The organism is Bradyrhizobium diazoefficiens USDA 110, assembly GCF_000011365.1.
Lineage (GTDB): Bacteria > Pseudomonadota > Alphaproteobacteria > Rhizobiales > Xanthobacteraceae > Bradyrhizobium > Bradyrhizobium diazoefficiens.
In genome coordinates, this window is record NC_004463.1 from 4,917,079 (window position 1) to 4,935,183 (window position 18,105).

The window sequence follows — 18,105 nt, forward strand, 5'->3', positions numbered from 1 at the left end:
TCGCTGCTCCAACCGACCCACCAGCTTCGCACCATGCGAATCAGCTTGCCTCTTTTCGGACCATCCTCCGGAGAGAGACCTTGCAGAGCAGTGTCGGCGCGCGCGCATACCAGAATGCGCGATTGGAAAAGAAGCTGAGGAAGCAGGCGGATGCCGTCATGTCCTTCGCGATCGAGGCGCTTGGGCAGGGCAGATTTGACGAAGTCGAGATCCTTTGCCGCGAGATCCTGAAGGAGGTTCCGGATCACTTCCACGCCACGCACCTGCTCGGCCTGCGCGCGTTCGACGGCGGGTGGCTCGAGGACGCGCAATTCCTGCTTGAGCGCGCGGTTGCACTCGATCCGCGTTCGCCCGATGCCCATGGCAATCTCGGGGCCGTGTATTTCGCGCTCGAGAGGTTCAAGGATGCCCGCGCATGCCAGGAGAAGGCCATTGCGCTGAAGCCGAATTGTCCGATCACCCTGACCAATCTCGGCAATACGCTGCTGCACCTCGGCCTCGCCAAGGAGGCGATCGAACTGCACGAGCGCGCCATCAGGCTGAAGCCGAACTATGCCGATGCATTTTGCAACCGCGGGATGGCGGAACTGATGATCGGCCAGTTTGAGCGCGCCGGGGTGGACTTCGATCGCGCCCTGTCGTTTCAGCCGCGTCACGCCGAAGCGATCGCCGGCAAGGCTATGGTGAGCCTCGAGCTCCGGCACTTCGAGGCGGCGGAGGCCGCCTTCGAAGCTTCGCTCGCGCTCAAGCCGGGCTCACCGCGGATTCTGGTGCAGCGCGGACGGCTCCATTTGACCCTGTACCGGCTGGAGCAGGCGGCCGCGGATTTCGATGCAGCGCTGGCGCAATCGCCACGGAACGAGCTCGCGCTGTGCTGGAGGGCGCAGGTCGACATTATGGTGAGGAACACGGCGGGGGCGATGGCGGGCGTCAAGACCCTGCTCGAGGTCAATCCGCAATCCGAGGCGGGCATGTCGCTCCTGGCCTCTTGCCATGCGAACCAGGGAGACATCGCGACGGCGCTCGAATATCTCGATGCGGCGCTGGCGATCGCGCCGGACTTTCCGGAGGCCATCGGATACAAGATTTTCGTGCTGGATTACCTGCCGGAGGCCGATTTCGTGGTCCAGCAGGCGGCACGAAAATATTGGTGGGATCAGATCGGCGCCAAGCTTCCGCAAAGGACCCTGTCGCCGCGCGATCTCGATCCGGACAGACGGATCGTGATCGGATATGTCGCGTCGGAATTCAGGCAGCATTCGGCGGCGTACACCCTGTTGCCGGTGATGCGCCATCACGATCACGCCAAGTTCAAGATCGTCTGCTATTCCTGCTGGCCGTTGCAGGATGGGATGACCGAGAAGTTCAAGGCTTGCGCAGACGTCTGGGTCGAGGCCGCGCAGTTTTCGGACGATGAACTGGCCGATCGTATCCAGGCCGACGGGATCGATATTCTGATCGATGTGTCCGGACATACGACCGGCAGCAGGCTCCATGTTTTCTCGCGGAAGCCGGCCCCCATCCAGGTCACGGGCTTCGGGCACGCAACAGGCACGGGCCTTCAGACGATGGACTACGTGCTCGCGGATCCGATCTTCATTCCGCAGTCGGCGCGCCACCTGCTGGCCGAAAAGGTCTATGACCTGCCGAGCCTGATCACGATCGATCCCATCCAGGACGTGCCACCTTCGGAGCTTCCCATGCTTCGCAACGGCTATGTGACCTTCGGTGTGTTCAACCGCATCTTGAAGATCTCGGACGAGGCCATCCGGGTGTGGTCGAAGGTGATGCGTGAGGTGGCGGGATCGAAGATCATCATCAAGAACGGGCTGCTCGACGATCCGATGCTGCGCGACGGTCTGATCGCGCGGTTCGTGGCACAGGGCATCGCCGAGGAGAACGTCATCTGCATGGGCTCGACCTCGCGCCGCGAGCATTTGCGGGCCTTTGCCAATGTCGACATTTCGCTCGACACCTTCCCGCAAAACGGTGGCATCAGCACCTGGGAATCCCTCTATGCGGGCGTCCCGGTCGTCGCCAAGCTCGGTAATGGCTCCTCGTCGCGCGCCGGCGGCTCCATCGTGGCGGCCGTCGGTCTCGGCGACTGGGTTGCCGATGACGACGAGGGCTATGCCGCGATCGCGTGCAAATTTGCCGCGCAGCCTGCCCATCTGGCGAAGCTGCGCGCGGATCTGCCGGCGCAGATCGCCAATTCACCCGCCGGCAACGTCGAGATCTACACGCGTGAGGTCGAGGCGGGATATCGCCAGTTCTGGCGCGACTATTGTGCCGAGGCCTCGGAAACATGCGACGTTGCGTAGGCACGTCCGCCGCGCCGGACCGCGACGTCCGAGGCCTGAGATGATCGACATCAGCTTTGGATGGTGCGTGCCCGAGGCTGGTCTCGAGCCAAATCCCGCGCGGGGCACCGGAAAATCCCGGGGTGTTGCCGGTCCAGCCGATCGGGCGGCCTCGGCCGCGAATCAGTTAGACTCTCGGTAAGGCCATCCTCCGGAGAGTAACCTTGCAGAACAGCGGCGGCGCGCGCGCATTCCAGAACGCGCGATTGCAGAAGAAGTTGATGAAGCAGGCGGATGCCATCATCTCAGCCGCGGCCGCCGCCTATGGCCAAAGCAAATTTGCCGAGACAGAGGCGCTATGCCGTGAGATCCTGAAAGCGCTTCCGGATCATGTCGACGCCTTGCACCTGCTCGGGATGTGTGCGCATGACGGCCGCCGCCTGGAGGAGGCCCGGGAGCTGCTCGAGCGCGTGATTGCGCTCGATCCGCGCCTGCATGACGCCCATAACAACCTGGCGACCGTGCACTTCGACCTCGGTAATTTCGAGGAGGCGCGGCGGTGTCAGGAGAGGGCCATCGCGCTGAAGCCGAATTTCGTGGTCGCGCTGACCAACCTCGGCAATACGCTGATGCATCTGGGGCAGTACGAACAGGCGCTCGAACTGCACGAGCGCGCAATCAAGATCAAGCCGGACTACGCCGATGCGTTCTGCAATCGCGGAATGGTCGAGATAGTGCTTGGACAGATCATGCGCGCCAAGGAAAGTTTCGATCGCGCCTTGCTGTTTCAGCCGCGTCACGCCGAGGCAATCGTCGGCAGCAGCATGGTCAGCATGGAGCTCCGGCACCACGAGGAGGCAGCAGCCAAGCTTGCCACGGCGCTCGCGATCAAGCCCGGCTCGCCGAGGATTCTGGCCCAGCGAGGGCGGCTCAGTTACGAGTTGCAGCGCCTGGAGCCGGCGCTTGCGGATTTCGAGGCCGCGCTTGCCATTTCGCCCAAGCTCGAACTGGCCCTCCGGGGCAAGGCACAGGCCTGCCTCGTGATGGGGAAGACCGCGCAGGCGATGGCGGCCGCAACGGCCTTGATCGAGCAAAATCCGCGCTCCGAGGTCGGCTTGGCGCTGATGGGATTCTCTCATTCAAATCAGGGAGAGATGGACGCCGCGATCGAATATCTCGATCGCGCGCTGGCGATCCGCCCGGACTATGGAGATGCGATCAGGGGCAAGATCTTCTTGCAGGACTACCGCGCCGAGGCCGATTTCGCGCTCCAGCAGGCGGTACGACGAGATTGGTGGGACTTGATCGGCTCCAAGCTGCCGCGGCGGACGCTGCCGAAGCGGCCGCTCGATCCGGACAAGCAGATTGTGGTCGGCTATGTCGCTGCCGAATTCCGGCAACACTCGGCGGGCCTCACCTTGCTACCGGTGCTGCGCCATCATGATCACGCCAACTTCAAAATCATCTGCTATTATTCCTGGCCGGGAGCGGACGAGTACACCGCCATGTTCAAGTCGCTGGCGGACGTCTGGGTCGACGCCTGGGACCTTTCGGACGACGAACTCGCCGATCGCATTCAGGCTGACAATGTCGACATCCTGATCGACGTTTCGGGCCATACGACCGGTAACAGGTTGCAGGTTTTCGCGCGAAAGCCTGCCCCGATCCAGGCCACTGGGTTCGGACACGCGACGGGCACGGGCATGCAGACCATGGACTATGTGCTCGCGGATCCCGTTTTCATTCCGCCGTCGGTCCGGCATCTGTTTCCCGAAAAGATCCACGATCTGCCGTGCCTGATCACGATGGAGCCCGTCTCGGATCTGCAGCCGTCCGAGTTGCCGATGCTCCGCAACGGCTACGTCACCTTCGGCGTGTTCAACCGCATCTACAAGATATCGGATGATGCGATCCGTGTGTGGTCGCGGATCATGCGCGAGGTTCCGGGATCCAAGATCGTCCTCAAGCACGGTCTGCTCGATGATCCCCTGCTGCGCGATAGCCTGATCGCGCGTTTCGTGGCGCAGGGCATTGCCGAGGAGAATATCACGTGCCTCGGCACCACCTCGCGCAACGACCACCTGATGGCCTTTGACAAGATCGATATTTCGCTCGACACGTTCCCACAGAATGGCGGCATCAGCACCTGGGAATCCCTCTACAAGGGCGTTCCCGTCGTCGCCAAGCTCGGCATTGGAGCCTCTTCGCGTGCCGGCGCCTCCATCGTGGCCGCCGTCGGTCTCGGCGACTGGGTCGCCGAGGATGACGATGGCTATGTCGAGATCGCCCGCAAGTTTGCATCGCAGCCCGATTATCTGGCGAAGTTGCGCGCGGGATTGCCGGCTCAGATCGCAGCCTCGCCCGCCGGCAATGTCGAGATCTACACGCGTGAGCTCGAAGCGGGTTACCGCCAGTTCTGGCGAGACTATTGTGCCGCCGCCTCGGAGAGCGGCGACGCTGCGGTAAGCGGGACAGACGCACCTAGCGGTTCCTGAGCCGGATCCCGCAGCGAGCCCCGGAATAGCCCGGAAGGATTTCCGGTCCCGCCGACCGGCCGGCCCGCCGCGCGAATCAGTTAGACTCGCCGCGGGCCATCTTCCGGAGAGACACCTTGCAGAGCAGCGCCGGCGCGCGCGCATTCCAGAATGCGCGATTGCAGAAGAAATTGAAGAAGCAGGCGGACGCCGTCATCTCTGCCGCGGCAAGCGCCTATGGCCAGGGCAGGTATGCGGAGACCGAGGCGCTCTGCCGCCAGACCGTGCAAGCCGTTCCGGATCATTTCGACGCCACGCACCTGCTCGGCCTGTCTGTGCAACAGGGCGGGCGCCTGGAAGAGGCGCAACAGCTGCTCGAGCGCGCGATCGCGATCGATCCGCGTTCGCACGAGGCCCACAACAATCTCGCGGCCGTGTACGTCGTTCTTCAGAAATTCGAGGCCGCTCGCGCCTGTCAGGAGAAGGCGATCGCGCTGAAGCCGAATTTCACGCCGGCCCTGACCGGCCTCGGCAATACCTTGCTCAACATGAACCTGCCCGAGCAGGCGATCGAGATGTACGATCGCGCGATCAGGCTAAAGCCTGACTATGCCGACGCGTTCTGCAACCGTGGCCTGGCCGAGCTTGCGCTGCGCCAGCTTGATCGCGCCAGGCAAAGTTTCGAGCGGGCGCTGCTGTTTCAGCCGCGAAACGTGGAGGCGCTCGTCGGCAAAGGTTTGGTCAATATCGAGCTCAAGAACTTCGACGAGGCAAAGGGCGCGCTCGAGGCGGCGCTCGCGATCAGGCCAGGTTCGGCGAAGATCCTGGCGAACCGCGGACGGCTCAATTTTGAGATGTCGAGGTTGGAACAGGCGGCTGCGGATTTTGACGCAGCCCTTGCGATTTCGCCCAAGCTCGAGGTGGCCTTGCAGGGGAAGGCGCAAGTCTCGCTCGCCGTGGGAAATACGGCGCAGGCGATCCTGGCCTGCACCACGTTGCTGGAGGAAAATCCGCGCTCCGCGAGCGCGATGGCGCTGATGAGTGCTTGTTTTGCAAACCAGGGAGAGATCGCACCGGCGATCGAATTGCTGGATGCCGCGCTGGCCATTGTGACGGATGCCAGCCTGATCGGGCGGAAGATCTTTTTCCTGGACTATCTCTCCGACGCCGATTTCGCTGTTCAGCAGGCCGCCCGAACGCAGTGGTGGGACGCAATCGGCGTCAAATTGGCGCAAAGGAAGCTCGCGCCCCGGCAGTTCGATCCCGACAGGAGGATCGTGATCGGCTATGTCGCTGCCGAGTTCTGGTTCCACTCGGCAGGGTTCACGCTGTTGCCAGTGCTCGCTCATCACGATCATAGCAAATTCGAAATCGTCTGCTATTCGTGCTCACCGGTACGAGATGAAGTGACCGCCAAATTCGAGTCGCTGGCGGACGTCTGGGTCGAGGCCGGGCGGCTCTCGGACGATCAATTGGCCGATCGCATCGAGGCCGACAAGGTCGATATCCTGATCGACGTGTCCGGACACACGACCGGCAACAGGCTCCCTGTCTTTGCGCGGAAGCCGGCCCCCATCCAGGTCTCTGGATTCGGACACGCGACCGGCACTGGCCTTCGGACCATGGACTATGTGCTCGCGGATCCGGTCTTCATTCCGCAATCGGCCCGCCATCTGTTGGCCGAGAAGGTCCATGATCTGCCCTGCCTGATCACGATCGATCCGATCCTGGATGTGCCGCCTTCGGAGCTTCCGATGCTCCGCAATGGCTACGTGACCTTCGGCGTGTTCAACCGGATTTACAAGATTTCGGATGAGGCGATCCGCGTTTGGTCGCGCGTCATGCGTGAGGTGACCGGGTCGAAAATCATCATCAAGCATACTATGCTTGACGATCCCTTGGTGCGCGACCGCCTGATCGCGCGGTTCGTGGCGCATGGCGTCGCCGAAGCAAACATCACTTGCCTGGGCTCGAGCCCGCGCGCCGAGCATCTGCGGGCCTTTGCCAATGTCGATATTTCGCTCGACACGTTCCCGCAAAATGGCGGCGTCAGCACCTGGGAATCCCTCTATGCGGGCGTTCCGGTCGTCGCCAAGCTCGGTAAAGGTGCCTCCTCGCGCGCCGGTGCCTCCATCGTGGCGGCCGTCGGTCTTGCCGACTGGGTTGCCGATGACGACGCGGGCTATGCCGCGATCGCGTGCAAATTTGCGGCGCAGCCCGCTCATCTGGCGAAGTTGCGCGCGGATTTGCCGGCTCAGATCGCGGCCTCGCCCGCCGGCAATGTCGAGATCTACACGCGCGAGGTCGAAGCGGGTTATCGCCAGTTCTGGCGCGACTATTGTGCCGTGGCTTTGGAGCGCGGCGAGGTGGCGTGAACGGGCCGAACCGCGGCGATCAAACGAAGGGCGGCTTGATGTTGCTGCGCTTCTCCAACCATTCCGGCACCGGAAGGTTCTTGGCGCGCATGAAGTCCGCATTGAACAGTTTTGACTGATAGCGGCTGCCGGAATCGCAGAGCACGGTGACGATGGTCTTGCCGGGGCCGAGCTGCTTGGCGAGGCGTATCGCGCCGGCGATGTTGATGCCGGTCGAGCCGCCGAGGCACAGGCCCTCGTGCTGGAGCAGGTCGTAGATCTCCGTGACGGCGTCAGTGTCGGGAATGAGATAGGCGTCATCGACCTTCGCGCTCTCGACGATCGCGGTCGCCCGGTTGAGGCCGATACCTTCGGTGATCGAACCGCCCGGCGTCGCCTTGGCTTCGCCGGTCCTGAAATAATCGAACATCCCGGCACCATGCGGGTCGGCGCAGGCGATCCGGACGTTCTTGTTCTTTTCCTTCAGAAGGCGGCTGACGCCGGCGAGCGTGCCGCCGCTGCCGACCGAGCAGACGAACCCGTCGACCTTGCCGCCGGTCTGCTCCCAGATCTCCGGCCCCGTGGACTCGTAATGCGCTTTCGCATTGTCGAGATTGTTCCACTGGTCGGCGAACAGCACGCCGTTAGGCTCGGTCTTGCGCAGCTCGTCGGCGAGCCGGCGGCCGACATGCTGGTAGTTGTTGGGATTGGCGTAAGGAAGCGCCGGCACCTCGATCAGCTCGGCGCCGCACAGCTTGAGAAAGTCCTTCTTCTCCTGGCTCTGCGTCTCCGGGATCACGATCAGCGTGCGATAGCCGCGCGCACTCGCCACGACCGCGAGCCCGATGCCGGTATTGCCGGCGGTCGCTTCCACCACGAGGCCGCCGGGCTTGAGCTCGCCGCGCTTCTCGGCCTCCAAGATCATCCACTTGCCGGCGCGGTCCTTCACCGACTGGCCGGGATTCATGAATTCGGCCTTGCCCAGAATGGTGCAGCCGGTCGCCTCCGAGGCGCGCTTGAGCTTGATCAGCGGGGTGTTGCCAATGGCTTCGACTACGTCGTTTCGAATGGTCATGTCAGGGGGAAATCACTGGCAAGGGGTTGATCAGGTTGGCCAGAACCTAGTGCCTGGAAGGCCAAAGGGGAAGGCTTTTGCGCTGCGGCGAAACGGGTAGAAGTGACCGTTCAGGCAGCCATATTTCGGGGGAAGATCGGCGAGGGCGATCCTGAGCTGTGGCGCCGGATTTCGGTGGAATGATTTGTCCGACAACTGTCAGGGCATGGAAGATAATGGTCGTCGCGATCAACCTTGGCGCCCAATCTCCGCCGGGGCGAGATGGCGGACGACACGTCTGCACAACAGCTGCATATTCCTTCTCGATCACTGCCGGCTTCGTGACGATGGCCCGCCGCGGTTTGAGGTGGAGCCAAAGCCGCATAAAGCTTGTTGCCGACCAATGCTCCGCCGGATCAAATGGATCCGTGTGGGTGTGGCGCCAAGATCACATGAAATCTTGGTAAGCTTGAATCGGCTTCGCGATGGCGGAAAAATACGAGAAGTCTTTGCAAGACAGCCATATCTTGCACTTTCATGGCGCGGATATCCGCGCATCCGGGTCGCCATCTCGCACCTGCGGGACTGTCCCGCTGTTCCGCGCCCGGCTAGTATGAAGCTCAAAGTTCCGCTGAAAGCATCACCGTTGTGATCGAGCTACACGAAGCCCCCCGACTGTCCGGCCGCGAATCGGTTAATCCGGCTGCGCGGTTGCGGCTCGGTCTGCCCGGCGGGGGGTGGAAGTGACACAGCATGTTCTGGCGACCGTCATGCGGCGGTCTCTAGGTTCTGCGTCCCGGACGCGTCGTGCGGCGCGCTGGCTTGTCGTGCTGTGCCTCGCCGCCGGTTCAGGCGGTTGCGTGCTGACGCAGGATCTTCCGGATCCCGCGCTCGATGTTCCCACGCAGTACAAATACGCCGGGAAGGGGGATACGCCGCCGTCGCTGGATTGGTGGCGCGGCTTCCGTTCCGCCGAGCTGACGCAGCTGATGGAGGAGGCGCAGACCGTCAACCTCGACATCGCCGCCGCCGTCTCGCGCATCGTCCAGGCGGACGCCCAGGCGCGGCAGGCGGGCGCCGCGCTGCTGCCGAGCGTGTCGACCGGCGGATCGGAAACCTATTCACGCACCTCGGGCTCGTCATCCTCGGGTCTCACCAACGGCGGCCGCGAGGTCGTCAATTATTCGGCTTCGCTGAGCGCGAGCTACCAGCTCGATTTCTGGGGCCAGAATCGCGACGCACTCCAGACCGCGGAGGAGACAGCGAACGCCAACCGTTTCGATCGTGACGTCGTCGCGCTCACGACGCTGGCGAGTGTCGCCAACGCCTATTTCCAGGTGCTGACCTCGCAGGATCGCCTCAGGACCTCCCAGCGCAACATCGCGAGCGCGCAACGCATCCTCGATGCCGTCAAGGAGCGTCGCAAGGCCGGCACCGGCACCGATCTCGACGTTGCCCAGCAGGAGAGCGTGGTCGCCAACCAGAAGGCGCTGGTGCCGCCGCTGCGCCAGACGCTCGACCAGAACGTCAACGCGCTCGCCGTGCTGGTCTCGCGCCCGCCCGAGAGCGTGCGCGTGCTCGGCGGCTCCCTGGACCGGATCGCGATCCCGCGCGTGACGCCCGGCCTGCCGTCGGAGCTGCTGACGCAGCGGCCGGACATCCGCCGGCAGGAGGCGCAGCTCGCCTCGGCGACCGCGAACATCGGCAATGCCCGCGCGCAGTTCTTTCCGACCATCCAGCTCACCGGCAATGGCGGCTATCAGAGCTCGGCGCTGGTGTCGCTGTTCCAGCCGCATGCGGCCTTCTTCCAGCTGGTCGGCAGTGCCACCCAGCCGATCTTCGACGGCGGCAAGATCCTCGGCAATTTCGAATTTGCCAAGGCGCGGCAGGACGAACTGCTCCAGACCTACCGCAAGACCATCGTCCAGGCCTTCGCCGACGTCGACAATGCGCTGTTCTCGATCAAGCAGACTACGATCAAGCTGCAATTGCAGCGCGATGTCGTCACCGCCTCGCGGCGCGCGTTCGATCTGTCGGAGCAGCAATTGCGCGCCGGCACCGCCGATATCGTGACCGTGCTCAACACCCAGCTGACCCTGTTCCAGGCGGAAGACGCGCTGTCGCAGGCCCAACTCGCACGGCTTCTCGCCATCGTCAGCCTGTATCAGGCGCTCGGCGGCGGCTGGGAACCGAGGATGGAGAAACCGGTCAATGCTCTTTAAGCCGGATAAGAAGGTTGACGCGAAGGCGGGGACGGTGAGGAAATCGTCGCGCGGCGGCTTCATCTTGACTCTGGTCACGCTCGCGATCCTCGGCGGCCTCGGCTATCTCGGCTGGACCGTGTGGCATCAGCAGCCGCAGCAGGCGAACGGCCGCAACCAGCGCCCCGATCTGCCGGTGCCGGTGCTGGCGGCAACGCCCCGCATCCAGGACGTCCCGGTCTATCTCGACGGCGTCGGCGCGATCCGCGCGCTCAACACCGTTACCGTGCGCTCGCAGGTCGACGGCAAGCTGATCGCGGTCAATTTCACCGAAGGCCAGGACGTCAAGAAGGGCGACGTGGTCGGCGAGATCGATCCCGCGCTCTATCAGGCGACGTACGATCAGGCGGTCGCCAAGAAGGCGCAGGACCAGGCCCAGCTCGCCAACCAGCGCATTGACCTCACCCGCTATGAGCAGCTCGCCGCCTCCAACGCCGGCTCCAAGCAGCAGGCCGATACGCAGCGCGCGCTGGTCGCCCAGACCGAGGCGCTGGTGAAGGCCGACCAGGCCGCGATCGACAATGCGGCGGCGACGCTGAGCTATACCAAGATCGTTGCGCCGATCTCGGGGCGCGCCGGCCTGCGCCAGGTCGACCAGGGCAACATCATCCACGCCGCCGACACCACCGGCCTCGTCGTCATCACGCAATTGCAGCCGATCGCGGTGTGGTTCAGCCTGCCGCAGCAGCAGATCATGCGGGTCAATGCGGCCGCCGCCAAGGGCGCGCTCGCAGTCGACGTGTTCGGCAATGACGGCGTCACCGTGATCGACACCGGCAAGCTGACCGGCATCGACAACCAGGTCGACCAGACCACCGGCACGCTCAGGCTGAAGGCTGAGTTCCCCAACGCCAATTACCAGCTCTGGCCGGGCCAGTTCGTCAATGTCCGCCTCAAGGTCGAGACCTTGATGCAGGCGCTGGTCGTCCCGACATCGGCGGTCCAGCGCGGTCCGATCGGCACCTTCAGCTATGTCATCGGCGAAGACAACGTCGTCTCGGCCAAGCCCGTGACGGTGACCCAGCAGAACGAGCATGACGCCGTCATCGCCAGCGGCCTGTCGGCGAACGACCGCGTCGTGACGACAGGCTTTGCCAATCTGTCCGACGGCTCAAAGGTCGTCGTCGGACGCGACGACCAGACGCCGTCAGCCGACCTCGCGCCGCGCAAGCGCTCGCGCGGGCCGGACGCTCAGAAGAAAGATGGCCAGAAGGACGGACAGGGCAAGGACGGCGAGCCCCGCGCCAAGCGGAGCAGCAGCGAAGGCGACCAGAAGGGACAGACCGGGCCGGCACCGGGACCCGGGGCAACGGGAAGTGGAGCCAAGCAGCCATGATCCCGACAACAGCCGCCTGAGCGGCAGGCGCATCCCATGGGTGTCTCCGAACCCTTCATCCGCCGTCCCATCGCGACCTCGCTGCTCGGCATCGCGCTCCTGATCGGCGGGCTGCTGGGCTATTTCTCGCTCCCGGTCTCGGCGCTGCCGCAGGTCGACTTCCCGACCGTGCAGGTGACGACGCAGCTGCCGGGTGCCAGCCCCGACGTGATCGCCTCGCTGATTACCGCGCCGCTGGAGCGGCAGCTCGGCCAGATCCCGTCGCTGTCGGCAATGAACTCGACGAGCTCGTTCGGCGTCAGCCAGATATCGCTCCAGTTCGACCTCAACCGCGACATCGACGGCGCGACCCAGGACGTGCAGGCCGCGATCAACGCGGCGGCCGGCGTGCTGCCCAAGACGCTGCCTTATCCGCCGACCTACGCCAAGGTGAACCCGGCGGATGCGCCAGTCATGACGCTGGCGCTGCGTTCGGACACGATCTCGCTGCGGGCGATGAGCGACATCGCCGATACGCTTCTGGCGCAACGGCTGAGCCAGATTTCCGGCGTCGGGCGCGTTTCCGTGCTCGGCGGGCTAAAGCCGGCCGTGCGCATCCAGGCGGATCTGGCGCGGCTGGCGGCCTATGGCATCGCCATGGAGGATCTGCGCACCGCGATCGCCAATGCCAACGTCTCGGGCCCGAAGGGCTCGCTCGACGGCGCGCAGCAATCCTACATCATCGCCGCCAACGACCAGATCGCCGCCGCCGAGGCCTACAAGCCTGTCATCATCGCCTATCGCAACGGCTCGCCGGTCACGATCGCCGACGTCGCGCAGATCGTCGATGGCCTGGAGAACGACCGCACCGGCGGCTGGTACCAGGGCACGCCGGCCGTCATCATCGATATCCAGCGCCAGCCCGGCGCCAACGTCATCGACGTCGTCAGCCAGATCCGGGCCGAAATCCCGAAGGTCCAGCGCGCGATCCCGGCCGGCGTGAACCTCACCATCGTCTCCGACCGCACCGTCACCATCCGCGCCTCGGTGCGCGACGTGCAGTTCACGCTGATCCTCAGCGTCGTGCTGGTGACGCTGGTGGTGCTGCTGTTCCTGCGCTCGCTCAGGGCCACGCTGATCGCGGGCGTGGCGCTGCCGCTGTCGCTGATCGCGAGCTTCGGCATCATGTATTTTGCCGGCTTCAGCCTCGACAATCTGTCGCTGATGGCGCTTACGATCGGCACCGGCTTCGTGGTCGACGACGCCATCGTGATGATCGAGAACATCGTCCGCCACATGGAGAATGGCGACGGGCCGATGGAGGCTTCGCTGAAAGGCGCGAGCGAAATCGGCTTCACGGTGATCTCGCTGACGGTGTCGCTGATCGCGGTGTTCATCCCGCTTCTGTTCATGTCGGGCCTCGTCGGGCGCATGTTCCGCGAATTCGCGCTGACGCTGACGATCGCGGTCGTGACCTCGGCCGTGGTCTCGCTGACGTTGACGCCGATGATGTGCTCGCGGCTGCTGAGGCACGCCCATGAGGAAGTGGCGGTGCCGGGCCTCGCTGCGATCAGCCGCTTCATCGACCGCACCGTCGAGTTCTATCACCGCACGCTGCTCTGGGTTCTGGAGCGCCAGCGCGCCACGCTGGTCGTGACCTTCGCCACGCTGATCGCAACCCTCGTCCTCTACGTCGTGGCGCCAAAGGGCTTCCTGCCGCTTCAGGACACCGCCTCGATCACGGCGGTGACGGAGGCCGGACCCGACGTCTCGTTCGCGGAGATGCAGAGGCGGCAGGCCGAGGCCGCCGACGCCATCAAGGCAGACCCCGACGTGGTCGGCGTCGTCTCGGTGATCGGCGCCGGCTCGGTCAATCCGACCACCAATGTCGGCCGTCTCGTCATGACCTTGAAACCGCGCGGCGAGCGGCGTGACGACGTCAGCGTGGTCGTGACCCGGCTGAAGCAGAGGGTGTCGGGCATCCCCGGCATGACCGTCTATTTCCAGCCGGTGCAGGACGTGCAGATCTCGACCCAGTCGAGCCGCTCGCAATACCAGTACACGCTGACCGGCACCGATGCGGCGCTGGTGTCGGAATGGGCGCGCAAGCTGGTTGCGGAGATGCGGCGCGATCCCTTGTTCCGCGACGTCTCCTCGGAGGCGCAGGAGGGCGGCCTGCGGGCGCAGCTCGATGTGGATCGAACGCGGGCGGGCCAGCTCGGCGTGAGCCTGCAAGGCATCACCGACACGCTGAACGATGCCTTCGCCCAGCGGCAGATCTCGACCATCTACGGCCAGGCCAACCAGTACCGCGTCGTGCTGGAGGCGCTGCCGATGTACCAGCGCGATCCCTCGATCCTGTCGAAGCTCTATCTGCCGGGCGCCGCGAGCGCCATCGTCGGCGCGCCCAACGCCCAGGTGCCGCTGTCGGCGGTGGCGACGCTGAAGCGCACTACGGCGCCGCTGGCGATCTCGCACCAGGCGCAATTCCCGGCGATCTCGCTCAGCTTCAACCTCGCGCCGGGCGCAGCCCTCGGCGATGCCGTCGAAGCGGTGAAGACGATCGAGACCCGCATCGAAATGCCCAACAGCATCGTCGGGGTCTATGCCGGCGATGCCGCCGAATTCGCCAAGGCGCTCGCCGGCCAGCCCTGGCTGCTGCTCGCCGCCGTCATCACGATCTACATCGTGCTCGGCGTGCTCTACGAGAGCTACATCCACCCGATCACCATCCTGTCGACGCTGCCCTCGGCCGGCGTCGGCGCGATCCTGGCGCTGGTCCTGTGCGGACAGGATCTCTCGGTGATCGGCCTGATCGGCATCATCCTGTTGATGGGCATCGTCAAGAAGAACGCGATCATGATGATCGACTTCGCGCTCGAGGCCGAGCGCGGGCAGGGGATGTCGCCCAACGAGGCGATCGTGCAGGCGTGTCTCTTGCGTTTCCGCCCGATCATGATGACGACGCTGGCCGCGCTGTTCGGCGCGCTGCCGCTGGCGATCGAGAGCGGCACCGGCGCCGAGCTGCGCTTTCCGCTCGGCATCTCCATCATCGGCGGCCTGCTGCTGAGCCAGCTCCTGACGCTGTACACCACGCCCGTGATCTACCTGGCGCTCGACCGCATCAACCGCCGCCTCGAGCAGGCGCTGCCGCCGGCCGAATCCGGCGGCCCGCCGGTCGCGGGCGCGACCGAGGGGATGCAGTGATGGCATCGATCTCGGAGCCCTTCATCCGCCGCCCGGTCGCGACCACGCTGCTGTCGATCGGGTTGTTCCTGCTGGGTGTCGTCGCCTACGAGTTCCTGCCCGTCGCCTCGGTCCCGAACGTCGACTTCCCCGCCATCTTCGTCTCGGCCAGCCGGCCCGGCGCCGACCCTTCCGTGATGGCGGCGACTGTGGCCTCGCCGCTGGAACGGCGGTTAGGTGAGATATCGGGCATCAACCAGATCACCTCGACGTCGTCGCTCGGCGTCACCAACATCCAGCTCCAGTTCGACATCGGCCGCAACATCGACAAGGCCGCGCGCGACGTGCAGGCCGCGATCAACGCCTCGTTGGTGGACCTGCCGAGCGATCTGCCGACCCTGCCGCGCTTCCGGAAAGCGAACACGGCCGGCGCGCCCGTCTTCGTGCTGGCACTGACCTCGAAGACACTGTCGGCGAGCGCGATCTACGACGTTGCCGATACGGTGCTGGCGCAGCGCATCTCGCAGGTGCCGGGTGTCGGCGACGTCACGGTCAGCGGCGCCGACCAGCCGGCCGTGCGGGTGCAGCTGAACCCCGTCGCGCTGTCGAACGCCGGCATCGCCACCGACGACGTGCGGATCGCAATCGTCAACGCCAATCCGCTTGGTCCCGTCGGCATCTTCAACGGCGAGCGCCAGAGCGAGACGCTGTCGCTGAACAAGCAGATGCGCACCGCGAAAGAGTTCCGCGACATCGTCATCAAGAGCTCCAACGGCAATTTCGTCCGGCTTTCCGACGTCGCCGAAATCGAGGACTCCGTCCGCAACGCCCGCTCGATCGCCTGGTTCAACAAGCAGCCGGCGGTGCTGATCCAGATCACCAAGCAGGGCGATGCCAACGTCATCGACACCGTCGACCGCGTGAAGGCGCTGATCCCCGAGCTGAAGCAATGGATTCCGGCCGGCGTGGACATTTCCACTCTGGTCGACCGCACCAGCACGATCCGCGCCAGCGTCCTGGACATGCAGTGGACGCTGCTGGCAACCGCCATCCTCGTGATGCTCGTCGTGTTCGTGTTCCTGCGGCGCATGACGCCGACGATCGCGGCCGGAATCTCGGTGCCGCTGGCGCTGGCCGGCACCTGCGCCGGGATGTGGGTCGCGGGCTTCTCGATCGACAATCTGTCGCTGATGGCGCTCGCGATCTCCGTCGGCTTCGTGGTCGACGACGCCATCGTCATGATCGAGAACATGTTCCGCAATCTCGAGCACGGCATGCGGCCGTTCCAGGCGGCGCTGGAGGGGGCCAAGCAGATCGGCTTCACCGTGGTGTCGATCAGCCTGTCGCTGATCGCCGCCTTCACGCCGCTGATCTTCATGGACGGCATCGTCGGCCGCCTGCTGCGCGAATTCTCGCTGACGCTCACCTTCGCGATCCTGGTCTCGACGCTGGTGTCGCTGACCGTGACGCCGATGATCTGCGCCCATTACATCCGGCAGACCACCTCCGGCACGGCGACGCTGTTCGATCGCCTGATCGAGGGCTCGCTGTCGCGCATCGTCGCCTTCTACACCCGCACCCTGCGCACCGTGCTGGAATTCCCGCTGCTGACGCTGCTGGTGTTCTTCGCCACCATCGGTCTCACGGTGACGCTCTACATCAAGGTGCCTAAGGGTTATTTCCCGACCGACGATTCCGGCTTCGTCATCGGCGCGACGCGGGCCTCGGCCGACATCTCGTTCCAGTCGATGCTCGCCCTCCAGCAGCGGCTCGCCGACATCGTGATGCAGGATCCGGCCGTGGCCGGCATCGGCTCGACCGTCGGCAGCGGAGGCGGGGGCCCGGGGGCGGCGACCTCGAACCGCGGCACCATGTTCATCAGCCTGAAGCCGCCGGAGGAGCGCGACCACGTCTCGACACAGGTCGTGATCGACCGTCTCAGGCGCGCGCTGTTCCCGGTGCCCGGCATCCGCCTCTTCATGTTCGCCGCCCAGGACGTGCGCGCCGGCGGACGACAGAGCGATTCCGACTACCAGTACACGCTCTCCTCGACCGATCTCGACCTGTTGCAGAAATGGGCGCCGATCGTCGCCAAGCGCATGGAGAGCGTCGAGGGCATCACCGACATTTCCAGCGATCGCGATCCCGGCGGGCTTCAGCTGACGCTTAGCATCGACCGCCAGAAGGCCTCGGCGCTCGGCGTCAAGGTTCAGGACATCGACAACGCGCTGAACAACGCGTTCTCGCAGCGGCAGATCTCGATCATCTACACCCAGCGCAACCAGTACATGACCGTGCTGGAGATCGACCCGAAATTCCAGGTCGATCCTTCCAACCTCGATCGCATCTATGTCGCCGGCGCCGGCGACGTGCAGGTGCCGCTGTCGGCCGTGGTGCGCGCGACGCGCGGCCTTGCCGCGCTCGCGGTCTATCATTCGCAGTCGTTCCCTTCGACCACGGTGTCGTTCAACCTGCTGCCGGACGTGCCGCTCCAGGCTGCGACGCAGAACATCCAGCGGGCGGTCGAGGAGCTGCATATGCCGGAAGGTATCCGCGGCAGTTTTGACGGCAACGCCGGCGATTTCGCCAGGACCAGCGGCCGCCAGCCGCTGCTGATCCTCGGCGCGCTGGTGGCGATGTATATCGTGTTAGGGGTGCTCTATGAGAGCCTCGCCCATCCGCTCACGATCATCTCGACGCTGCCTTCGGCCGGCCTCGGCGCGCTGCTGGCCCTGCAGATCACCAACACGCCGCTGACGGTGATCGCCTTCGTCGGCATCATCCTCTTGATCGGCATCGTCAAGAAGAACGGCATCATGATGGTTGACTTCGCGCTCGATGCCGAGCGCCAGCGCGGCCTGTCCTCGGCGGAGGCGATCTTCGAGGCCTGCCAGGCCCGATTCCGTCCCATCCTGATGACGACGATGGCGGCGCTGTTCGCCGGCATTCCGCTGGTCGTTGCGACCGGGCCCGGCACCGAGCTCCGCCGTCCGCTCGGCATCACCATCATCGGCGGCCTGTTCGTCTCGCAGATCCTGACGCTCTACACCACGCCCGTGATCTACCTGCTGATCGACCGCCTGCGGCGGCGAACAGGGCCGCGTCCGCTGCCCGCACCGGCGGAATAGGTTGTTGAACCGCCGTGCAAAGCGTATAGCGGC

8 protein-coding genes are annotated in these 18,105 nt (G+C 64.8%); 7 read left to right on the forward strand and 1 reads right to left on the reverse strand.

Annotated elements, in window-relative coordinates; translation table 11 throughout:
• Positions 1–80 precede the first annotated feature (80 nt).
• The 3 genes from BJA_RS22220 to BJA_RS22230 all read left to right on the forward strand — a co-directional run bounded on the left by BJA_RS22220 (position 81) and on the right by BJA_RS22230 (position 7,149).
• On the forward strand, positions 81–2,321 hold the full coding sequence (locus BJA_RS22220) for a tetratricopeptide repeat protein (protein ID WP_038967150.1): 2,241 nt from the start codon (positions 81–83) through the stop codon (positions 2,319–2,321).
• 203 nt (positions 2,322–2,524) lie between these two features.
• Positions 2,525–4,795, forward strand: a complete 2,271-nt coding sequence (locus BJA_RS22225; RefSeq protein WP_038967151.1) for a tetratricopeptide repeat protein — start codon at positions 2,525–2,527, stop codon at positions 4,793–4,795.
• Positions 4,796–4,911: 116 nt separating this feature from the next.
• Positions 4,912–7,149, forward strand: a complete 2,238-nt coding sequence (locus BJA_RS22230; protein WP_038967152.1) for a tetratricopeptide repeat protein — start codon at positions 4,912–4,914, stop codon at positions 7,147–7,149.
• 19 nt (positions 7,150–7,168) lie between these two features.
• Here the strand turns inward: BJA_RS22230 and BJA_RS22235 are convergent, their stop codons facing one another.
• The gene (locus tag BJA_RS22235; RefSeq protein ID WP_011087225.1) at positions 7,169–8,203 is read right to left on the reverse strand and encodes a cysteine synthase A; all 1,035 of its coding nucleotides are present in this window, start codon (positions 8,201–8,203) and stop codon (positions 7,169–7,171) included.
• Between the two features lie 749 nt (positions 8,204–8,952).
• Here BJA_RS22235 and BJA_RS22240 point away from each other — a divergent pair.
• Genes BJA_RS22240 through BJA_RS22255 form a run of 4 tightly spaced genes read left to right on the forward strand, consistent with a single transcriptional unit; the run spans position 8,953 to position 18,072 of the window.
• Positions 8,953–10,404, forward strand: a complete 1,452-nt coding sequence (locus BJA_RS22240) for an efflux transporter outer membrane subunit (protein WP_162494095.1) — start codon at positions 8,953–8,955, stop codon at positions 10,402–10,404.
• A complete protein-coding gene (locus BJA_RS22245; protein WP_011087228.1) occupies positions 10,394–11,779 on the forward strand; it encodes an efflux RND transporter periplasmic adaptor subunit in 1,386 nt (461 codons plus the stop codon). The genes BJA_RS22240 and BJA_RS22245 overlap by 11 nt, the downstream gene beginning before the upstream one ends.
• A 36-nt stretch (positions 11,780–11,815) precedes the next feature.
• Positions 11,816–14,965 carry an efflux RND transporter permease subunit gene (locus BJA_RS22250; RefSeq protein WP_011087229.1) on the forward strand — a complete coding sequence of 1,050 codons (3,150 nt, stop codon included), beginning with the start codon at positions 11,816–11,818 and terminating at the stop codon, positions 14,963–14,965.
• The gene (locus BJA_RS22255; RefSeq protein WP_011087230.1) at positions 14,965–18,072 is read left to right on the forward strand and encodes an efflux RND transporter permease subunit; all 3,108 of its coding nucleotides are present in this window, start codon (positions 14,965–14,967) and stop codon (positions 18,070–18,072) included. Before BJA_RS22250 ends, BJA_RS22255 begins: the two co-directional genes overlap by 1 nt.
• Positions 18,073–18,105 lie beyond the last annotated feature (33 nt).

Excerpts from the sequence above, each read along its gene's own strand:
- BJA_RS22235 (WP_011087225.1), bottom strand. The coding sequence starts at position 8,203 with ATGACCATTCGAAACGACGTAGTCGAAGCCATTGGCAACACCCCGCTG.
- BJA_RS22240 (WP_162494095.1), top strand. The coding sequence starts at position 8,953 with ATGCGGCGGTCTCTAGGTTCTGCGTCCCGGACGCGTCGTGCGGCGCGC.
- BJA_RS22245 (WP_011087228.1), top strand. The coding sequence starts at position 10,394 with ATGCTCTTTAAGCCGGATAAGAAGGTTGACGCGAAGGCGGGGACGGTG.
- BJA_RS22250 (WP_011087229.1), top strand. The coding sequence starts at position 11,816 with ATGGGTGTCTCCGAACCCTTCATCCGCCGTCCCATCGCGACCTCGCTG.
- BJA_RS22255 (WP_011087230.1), top strand. The coding sequence starts at position 14,965 with ATGGCATCGATCTCGGAGCCCTTCATCCGCCGCCCGGTCGCGACCACG.